Here is a 7137-nt window from a genome sequence, read left to right as displayed (position 1 = left end):
TCAATATAAGAATATATAAACGTTATAATATAAGAATATTTTAATATGAATATATAAATATATAAATAATGGAAAACGTAAAAGTAGTATTTGCTAATCAAAAGGGTGGTGTAGGTAAGAGCACGCTTTGCATACTTTTTGCTAACTATTTGTCTTACAAGGGCAAGGACGTTTGCTTAATAGATACTGACCTTCAGAAGACTATTCTTATGCAGCGTAAGAAAGACATGGAGGTGTATGAGGGTGAGGAGGAGCCTTATACAATACAGGATTTTGATGTAGACTCTCCGGAGCTTATGCAGCAGTTAGTGGAGAGTGCGAGTGATGTAGATGGTTTTGTGTTGTTCGATTCTCCGGGTAACATATCTCAAGACGGTTTGGCTCCGCTTTTCGTAGGTGCCGATTTTATTATTTGTCCTTACGAGTACGAGGATAAGACTCTCGATTCTACAGGTGTTTTCGTTCAGGTTATCAATGCTTTAAGGGAGCATAATCCAGAGATGCATGCTAAGTTATTCTTTGTTCCTAACCGTATAGATCCCCGTATAGGTACGAGTGATGAGCAGCGTATGTGGGCAGAAACGGACGAGATATTTCAGCAGTTTGGCAAGGTAACTCCTACTATAAACAGTCGTGCTTGTCTTAAGCGCACAAACACTTTTGAGCTTTTTGGTCAGCAGCGTGAGGCAGTTAAGATGGCTTTCGACTATATGCTAAAGAAGATGAAATAAGCCTGTGGTGTTATTTAGAGTAAAGTTATAAGAGATAGGAAACAATAAAGAGGACATATTATGGTAAAGAAAAAGACAAAGGTAATAATTCCTGGAGGTTTGCAGGGCTTAGTGCATACGGCTCAGAGTGGTCAGGAGTCTTCGGTTAAGACGGAGTTTAATAACGGTAATGTAAAGCAAGAAGTAGAGTCTTCTCAAGGTGCTGAAGGGCAGGCAGCTATGGTTCCTGGCGACGTAGCGAGTTCTTTTACTCGTACAGCAGTGCGTAATGAGCATGGCGAGATAGTTAAGGATCGTACAGCTCCTGCAGCAAAGAAGTTGCCTAAGGCAGAGGGCAAGCAGTTAGCTCGTGAGTATACTATAGCTCGTGATAGTGGTGAGGATAGCTGGCAGCTGTTTTTAGACCTTGCAAAGGATTATAAGCAGCGCGACTCAAAGTTAGCTACAGTTTATATAGATAGCGATTTAAAGAGTGTTCTGGACCGTTTAAAGTCGGCAAGTAGCATAAAGATGCCTTCCACAGCTCTGTTAAGTGCTATTGTGGCTCGTTTTGTTTTCGACCACGAGCAGGACATAAAGAATGCCATTTTTGGTGAGAGTCTGTTGTAAGAAAAGTATAGGGTAGGGGGTTTATAGTTCTTTAGTTTTTAGTTTTTTAGTGTAGAAAAAAAAGTTTTCTCCGTGTGTTTATGCTCACGGAGAAATATTTTTTGTGTTTAAGGTTAGCGTTTTTTATATGGTGTTTATATAGATGATTCTTTAAGTTTCAGTATTGTTTCTATTTGTTTTTTGCGTTGCCATGATGCTTTTATCCAGTGTATTTCAAATCCTCTTCGTTCCATTCCTCTGAACCAAGTCATTTGTCTTTTAGCGAATTGGTGTATAGCTATTTCCAAGTGTTTAAACATATCATCGTAGTTTCGTTTTCCTATGATATATTCTGTGATGTATTTGTATTCCAGTCCGTAATATATAAGGTCTTCAGGGTTGATACCTTTATGTAGTAGTCCTTCTACTTCTTCTATCATTCCTTGTTGTAAGCGTTGTTTAAGTCGTAGGGTTATTTTCTTTCTTCTTTCTTCTCTGTCAATGTCTACACCTATGATAAGCGATTTTATGGGTGCTGGCTTGCGTTTTTCTATGGTGTGTTCAAGGTTATAGGTTTCTATTTCTATGGCTCTGATGGCACGTTTACAGGAGTCTACATCGGTATTATTGTGCATGTTAGATAGGTTTTTTTCTTTCAGCTGTGTAAGTATTAGTGTAAGTTCTTTGAGCGATTTCCCTTCGAGTTCTTTTCTTAAAGTGGGGTTTTGTGGTACATCAGCGAGCTGGTAGCCTTTCAGTACAGCTTCTATGTATAGTCCTGTTCCTCCGCATAGAATAGGTTCTATGTGTCGTTTTGTTATGAGGTTGTATGTTTTAATGAAATCTCTTTGATATTCAAAGAGGTTATATTTTTCTCCCGCATCACATATATCTATGAGGTGGTATGGTATTTTTTTTTCGTTTACGGTATATTCTCCAAGGTCTTTACCAGTGCCTATAGTCATGCCTCGGTATACCTGTCGTGAGTCGGCAGATATTATTTCGCTTCCTAAGGTATATGCCAGTGTTGTGGCAAGAGCAGTCTTTCCTGATGCTGTAGGTCCTATTATAGTTATCATATAGATAGATATTAAAAAAACACGGTTTAAGCAATGCTTAAAAAGAGATTTTCGTATTGTTTTTGTTATTATGTTTTTATAATAAAAGAGCCGCCCAGCTATGCTGCTGTGGCGGCTTTCTTATCTAAAGTATCTTATAGCTCTTATGAGCTAAAAGGACATTTTTTTAATGCTTATAAAATATATTTTTAAGCGTTAACCTTTGCCATGTGCTTGATTAGCTCTACTACCTTGTGTGAGTAACCAATCTCGTTGTCGTACCAAGAAACAACCTTAACAAAAGTATCTGTCAAAGCTATACCAGCCTTAGCATCGAAGATAGATGTGCGAGGATCGCCAAGGAAGTCAGAAGAAACTACAGCGTCTTCAGTGTAACCTAATACACCCTTTAGCTCACCTTCAGAAGCAGCCTTCATAGCGTCGCATATTTCAGCGTATGTAGCAGCCTTTGCGAGGTTTACAGTAAGGTCAACAACAGAAACATCTAATGTAGGAACACGCATAGACATACCTGTTAGCTTACCGTTTAGCTCAGGGATAACCTTACCTACAGCCTTAGCAGCACCAGTAGAAGAAGGGATAATGTTGCCAGAAGCAGCACGACCACCACGCCAATCCTTTAGAGAAGGACCATCTACAGTCTTCTGTGTAGCAGTAGTAGAGTGAACAGTAGTCATCAAACCATCTGTAATACCAAACTTATCGTTCAACACCTTAGCGATAGGAGCAAGACAGTTTGTAGTACAAGAAGCGTTAGAAACAAACTGTGTCCCCTTTACATACTTGTCAAAGTTTACACCGCAAACGAACATAGGGGTATCGTCTTTAGAAGGAGCTGACATTACTACATATTTGGCACCAGCATCGATATGACCCTGAGACTTCTCCTTTGTTAAGAAAAGACCTGTAGATTCTACAACGTATTCAGCACCTACAGCGTCCCACTTCAAGTCTGCTGGGTTACGCTCTGCTGTTACGCGGATGTGCTGACCATTTACTATAAGCTCAGACTTTTCTACATCTGCTTCAATAGAACCTTCAAACTTACCATGCATAGTGTCATATTTCAACATATAAGCAAGGTAGTCTACTGGGCAAAGGTCGTTAATACCTACAACCTGAACTTCTTTTGCATTTGCTGCTTCGCAAGTAGCACGGAACACGAAACGACCGATACGACCGAAACCGTTAATACCAATTTTAATCATTGTCTTTTAACTTTTATTTATTAAAGTGAATATTATAAATCTTCTTTTACGCTCTAAAAGAGTATTTCTTTTCCTGAAACAATGCAAAGTTACAGAATTATTCTTAGATTTGCAATCCATTTAAGTATTAAACAATATTAAATTAACCACTACTTGCCATAAAATGCTAACTACATCTTACATTATAGAAGATGCTTTTATAAAAAAAAGCCCTCACCCATTTCTTTCTGGGCGAGAGCTTGCTACTTTTTGTTTTATTATTTGCTGATTTTTTTGTTATTGCTTGCTGCTTTTTGTTTTAGTCAGACGAGATAGGTCCCTCGTAAGTCTGTGATCTTTCTATGAGTTTGCCATCGTTATATTGCTTTATAGAGAACGCTACTTTTATCTGTTTGTCGCTTATTTTGTTAATATATATTTGGCTACCTTTTTCAAAAGGAACGTGCCCATCTTCTCCATAGAATCCTAAACCTATTACTTTCCAATCGCCTTGCTTGGTAAGATTTATAGTCTGTGCGTTTAACCTTTTAGGTATATCAATCTCTATAAATTCAGATTTTGTATTATCAGGATAAAACTTTACAAAAAATCTATCCCCATTTTCTCTAAGGGTTACTTTAGCATTCATCGTCTTCTCGATATCTTTATCACACGAAGTAAGCAGGGTGATGCTACACAAAACTACTATAAGTAGAGATAAAAACACAGAAAATCTTTTAATCTTGTTATTCATAAAAACTAAAATATTAATGTATAAAAATAATAAAAATAATATGTTTTTGCCTTTGTATGTGCTATAATAGCATTCAAAGTTGTGGTGCAAAGGTAAGAAAAAATGTTCTTTTGGTATGTAGAATATACATTTTTTACGATATAAAAAGTCTTGTTTAGAAAAGAGTTTGTTTTAGATATAGGCTTTTGGTCAGGTGTTTTTAGGTTGGGGGAGTGGTTGTAGGTGTTTTAAGAGGTCGGCAACAACGTAGCTTGAGCCTCCTATAAAGATAAAATCGGTGTTCTGTGCAGCTTTTTTAGCTGCTTTATATGCTGTGAAGACATCGTGAAAGGTAGTGCCTTTAAGTCGTAAGGTCAGTGCTTCTGATGCTACTTTTTCTACAGGGAATGCTCTGTGTGTGGAAGGTTGTGTCCAGTAGTAGTGTGCGTCTTTAGGTAATAATGTTAAAACAGTGTGCAGGTCTTTATCATCTACCATACCAAAGACGATGTGTTTTTCTTTTGCATGTGTGTTTTTTATCTGTTCTGCAAGATATTTCCAGCCCCCTATGTTGTGTCCGGTGTCGCAGATGGTTAGTGGAGATAGGCATATTGTTTGCCATCGTCCCATGAGTGAGGTGTTAGTGGTAACGTTAGCAAAACCTTTGATGATGTTTTCTTTGTTAAGGTGAATACCTAATTGTTGTAGTTTTAGGCATGCATAAAGCAGTGTGTTAGTGTTTTTTTGTTGATATAGTCCTGTTAGTTCTCCTATAATATCTCCGAAAGGTGTGTCGTGGTAATGTATTCCTTTTTCATCGTGTTTAGGTGTGGGTTGGAAGAGTATTTTGTCTTGGGCAAAAGTTATGGGTGCTTCCATTTTTTCAGCAGTTTGTAGAAAGACGTCTTTAGTTTCTTTTACTGTTTCACCTATTATAACAGGTATGTTATGCTTTATGATACCAGCTTTTTCGAATGCTATTTTTTCTAAAGTGTTTCCAAGAAACTGTGTGTGATCTAAGGATATGTTTGTGATAATGGATAGTATAGGTGTGATAATATTAGTGCAATCGAGCCTTCCACCTAATCCCACTTCTATAACAGCGATGTCTACTTGTTCTTCGGCGAAGTATTTAAAGGCAAGTGCAGTGGTGAGTTCGAAGAATGAAGGGTGTAGAGGTTCGAAGAAATGGCGTTCGTTAGCAACAAAATTGATAACATATTCTTTTGGTATCATTTTGCCGTTTATGCGTATGCGTTCACGAAAGTCTATAAGATGCGGACTTGTATATAGCCCTACCTTGTATCCTTCTTCTTGCAGTATAGCTGCAAGAGTGTGTGAGCATGAGCCTTTCCCGTTTGTTCCTGCTATATGAATGGTTTTAAAGCGGGTATGTGGGTGGTTAAAGTGTTTATCTAACAGGTGTGTGTTAGATAGTCCTTCTTTGTATGCTTGTGCACCAACATGCTCAAAGACAGGCGTGCTGTTAAAAAGATATTGTATAGTTTCTTGGTAGTTCATGATAAGTGGTGGGGGTAGTGGGGCTAGTGGGACTAGTGGAACTAGCAGAACTAGCAGAACTAGTGGAACTAGCAGAACTAGTAGAACTAGTAAAACTAGTAGAACTAGTACAACTAGTAACACTAGCTCTTATTTAGCTAAATAATTTTTTAAAGCTTTCGAAGATAGAGTGTTTTGTGGCTTTATCTCCTTTAAAATTGTCGCTTTTAGCAAATTCTTCCATTGCTTTTTTCTCCGACTTGCTTAGTTCTTTTGGTATATACACGCTTGTGTGTACGATAAGGTCTCCTATTCCAGAGCCGTATCCTTGTACAGCAGGTAACCCTTTTCCTCGTAGGCGAAGAGTTTTTCCGGGTTGTGTTCCGGGTTCTATGGTTATCCTTACGTTTTTTCCTTCTATGGTAGGTATCTCTACTTGTCCTCCTAAGGTAGCTGTAGGAATATCTAAGAGAAGGTTGTAAATGATGTTTTGTCCATCTCTAAGGAAGGTATCGTTTTCCTCTTCTTCTATATATACATGAATATCTCCATTTACTCCATTTCGTTTTCCGGCATTACCTTTTCCTGCAACGTTGAGCACCATGCCTTCAGCTACTCCTGCTGGTATGTTAATTTCTACCACTTCTTCGCCTTTTACGATGCCTTCTCCATTGCAACATTTACATTTGTCTTTTATTATAGTGCCTTCTCCTCCACAGACATGGCAAGGACCTTGTGTCTGTATTATGCCAAACATAGACTGTTGTGTACGTACTTCCATGCCCGAGCCATGGCAGTTAGGGCAAGTTATTGGCTTGCTATTTCCCTCTGCTCCTGTACCATGACAGTGTTGGCACACTACGTCTTTGCGCACTTTAAACTTCTTTTTAACGCCAGTGGCTATTTCTTGTAGGGTAAGCCTTACTTTAAGGCGCATATCTGTGCCATGTTGTCGCCTTTGAGCTCCACCTGATGAGAATCCGCTAAAGCCTTGATGCCCACCAAAAATATCTCCAAAGGCAGAAAAGATGTCGTCTACAGAGAATCCACCTGATGAGAATCCACCTGATGAGAATCCTCCGGGTGAGTTAAACCCAAACTGATCGTACTGTTGCCTTTTTTGTGGATCGTGTAAAACATCGTATGCTTCGGCAGCTTCTTTAAATTTTTCTTCAGCCTGAGTATCATCAGGGTTACGATCAGGGTGATATTTAATAGCTAACTTTCTATAAGCCTTTTTTATTTCATCTTCTGAGGCGTCTTTGCTTACCCCAAGTACTTCGTAGTAATCTCTTTTTGCCATTTTCTTTTATTTCTCT

Annotated in this window: 7 protein-coding genes; 2 read left to right on the top strand and 5 right to left on the bottom strand. The window is 38.5% G+C overall.

Annotated features, from left to right (window positions below; all coding sequences use genetic code 11):
- The first annotated feature begins 68 nt into the window (after positions 1-68).
- A complete protein-coding gene (locus AC1DCD_RS05215) occupies positions 69-731 on the top strand; it encodes a ParA family protein (protein ID WP_464640658.1) in 663 nt (220 codons plus the stop codon).
- A gap of 60 nt (positions 732-791) precedes the next feature.
- Positions 792-1340: a hypothetical protein gene (locus AC1DCD_RS05210; protein ID WP_019035941.1), complete on the top strand. Its 549-nt coding sequence runs from the start codon at positions 792-794 to the stop codon at positions 1338-1340.
- A gap of 134 nt (positions 1341-1474) precedes the next feature.
- On the opposite strand, the gene miaA is transcribed toward AC1DCD_RS05210, so the two are convergent.
- The 5 genes from miaA to dnaJ all read right to left on the bottom strand — a co-directional run bounded on the left by miaA (position 1475) and on the right by dnaJ (position 7121).
- Positions 1475-2398, bottom strand: coding sequence for a tRNA (adenosine(37)-N6)-dimethylallyltransferase MiaA (gene miaA, locus AC1DCD_RS05205; RefSeq protein ID WP_464640660.1), 924 nt, complete (start codon positions 2396-2398; stop codon positions 1475-1477).
- 188 nt (positions 2399-2586) lie between these two features.
- The gene (gap, locus tag AC1DCD_RS05200; RefSeq protein ID WP_008450450.1) at positions 2587-3606 is read right to left on the bottom strand and encodes a type I glyceraldehyde-3-phosphate dehydrogenase; all 1020 of its coding nucleotides are present in this window, start codon (positions 3604-3606) and stop codon (positions 2587-2589) included.
- Between the two features lie 298 nt (positions 3607-3904).
- Positions 3905-4339 (bottom strand): hypothetical protein, encoded by a 435-nt coding sequence (locus AC1DCD_RS05195; RefSeq protein ID WP_464640663.1) that lies wholly within the window; start codon positions 4337-4339, stop codon positions 3905-3907.
- A gap of 189 nt (positions 4340-4528) precedes the next feature.
- Positions 4529-5839, bottom strand: coding sequence for a bifunctional folylpolyglutamate synthase/dihydrofolate synthase (locus AC1DCD_RS05190; RefSeq protein ID WP_008450289.1), 1311 nt, complete (start codon positions 5837-5839; stop codon positions 4529-4531).
- A gap of 133 nt (positions 5840-5972) precedes the next feature.
- Positions 5973-7121 (bottom strand): molecular chaperone DnaJ, encoded by a 1149-nt coding sequence (gene dnaJ / locus AC1DCD_RS05185; RefSeq protein WP_008450314.1) that lies wholly within the window; start codon positions 7119-7121, stop codon positions 5973-5975.
- Between the last annotated feature and the right edge of the window lie 16 nt (positions 7122-7137).

The sequence above is a fragment of the Prevotella sp. C0209C1 genome, assembly GCF_056583855.1.
This window is presented reverse-complemented; position numbering and strand designations above follow the sequence as displayed.

Excerpts from the sequence above, each read along its gene's own strand:
- AC1DCD_RS05215 (WP_464640658.1), top strand. The coding sequence starts at position 69 with ATGGAAAACGTAAAAGTAGTATTTGCTAATCAAAAGGGTGGTGTAGGT.
- AC1DCD_RS05210 (WP_019035941.1), top strand. The coding sequence starts at position 792 with ATGGTAAAGAAAAAGACAAAGGTAATAATTCCTGGAGGTTTGCAGGGC.
- miaA (WP_464640660.1), bottom strand. The coding sequence starts at position 2,398 with ATGATAACTATAATAGGACCTACAGCATCAGGAAAGACTGCTCTTGCC.
- gap (WP_008450450.1), bottom strand. The coding sequence starts at position 3,606 with ATGATTAAAATTGGTATTAACGGTTTCGGTCGTATCGGTCGTTTCGTG.
- AC1DCD_RS05195 (WP_464640663.1), bottom strand. The coding sequence starts at position 4,339 with ATGAATAACAAGATTAAAAGATTTTCTGTGTTTTTATCTCTACTTATA.
- AC1DCD_RS05190 (WP_008450289.1), bottom strand. The coding sequence starts at position 5,839 with ATGAACTACCAAGAAACTATACAATATCTTTTTAACAGCACGCCTGTC.
- dnaJ (WP_008450314.1), bottom strand. The coding sequence starts at position 7,121 with ATGGCAAAAAGAGATTACTACGAAGTACTTGGGGTAAGCAAAGACGCC.